Genomic DNA, 261 nt, shown 5'->3' with positions numbered 1-261 from the left:
CATTTATTCGTTTGACGTATTCGGGCTGCAGGAAATTCACGCCTTTAATCGGGACAAGATAGGGGAATTTTTGCTGTTTTCCAGCTTGTTTGGCGCTGAAGCCGTATCTAAGCTTGATTCACAGCTGACAAAGGAAAGCGAAAGGCTCTATAAACCAAACGGGCGAAACCCTCAATTGAATCAGGAGCTGGAAACGCTTAAGCAGCTGGGAGCGAAGCTAAAACAGGCTGAAGCAGAGGAAGCGGGCTATCATCAGATTCT

The 261-nt window shown here is 46.7% G+C and carries 1 protein-coding gene; it reads left to right on the top strand.

The window, feature by feature from the left end; all coding sequences use genetic code 11:
• A partial coding sequence (locus CF394_RS15295) for an AAA family ATPase (RefSeq protein ID WP_133079864.1) occupies positions 1 to 261 on the top strand: 261 nt, incomplete at both ends.

The organism is Tetzosporium hominis (assembly GCF_002265435.1).
GTDB classification, from domain to species: Bacteria; Bacillota; Bacilli; order Bacillales_A; family Planococcaceae; genus Chryseomicrobium; species Chryseomicrobium hominis.
Note: the sequence above shows the minus strand (reverse complement) of the source record. Positions and strands in the feature narration are given on the sequence as shown.